Source organism: Clostridium sp. ATCC 25772 (assembly GCF_001573875.1).
GTDB classification, from domain to species: Bacteria; Bacillota; Clostridia; order Clostridiales; family Clostridiaceae; genus Clostridium_J; species Clostridium_J senegalense.
This window is the reverse complement of the sequence record NZ_LFRG01000236.1, coordinates 1-504: the sequence shown is the minus strand read 5'-3', so window position 1 is coordinate 504 and position 504 is coordinate 1. Positions and strand designations below refer to the sequence as shown.

Annotated in this window: 2 protein-coding genes; both read left to right on the top strand. The window is 23.4% G+C overall.

Annotated features, from left to right (window positions below):
- The coding region (locus AZI32_RS17765; RefSeq protein WP_157451009.1) for an IS607 family transposase at positions 1–375 on the top strand (375 nt) is incomplete at its 5' end.
- Positions 338–504 (top strand): helix-turn-helix domain-containing protein (locus AZI32_RS17760; RefSeq protein WP_206406662.1); only part of this gene is annotated, 167 nt, incomplete at its 3' end. The genes AZI32_RS17765 and AZI32_RS17760, both read left to right, overlap by 38 nt.

The following is a 504-nucleotide window of genomic DNA, read 5'->3' as shown; positions in this document are numbered from 1 at the left end:
AAGAATTTTGCAAATGTTAAAGGTATTATTGTTGATGACGTTATATCTGATATAGGAAGTGGATTAAATTATAACCGAAAAAAATGGAATAAACTTTTAGATGAATGTATGGAAAATAAAATTGATTCTATTTTAATAACCCATAAAGATAGATTTATACGTTTTGGTTACAATTGGTTTGAAAGATTTTTAGTAAAATTTGATGTCAAAATAATAGTTGTTAATAATAAAAGTTTTTCACCTCAAGAAGAATCAGTTCAAGATAAAATATCAATATTACATGTTTTTAGTTGCAGAATTTATGGTCTTAGAAAGTATAAAAAAAAGATTAAGGAGGATGAAGAAATTGAAAAGAGCTTACAAGATAGAGATTAAACCTACTTTAGCACAAAAAATAAAAATACATCAAACTATAGGAATATCAAGGTTTATATATAATTTCTATCTTGCTCATAATAAAGAAATTTATCAAAAAGAAAAAAGATTTGTAAGTGGAATGGATTT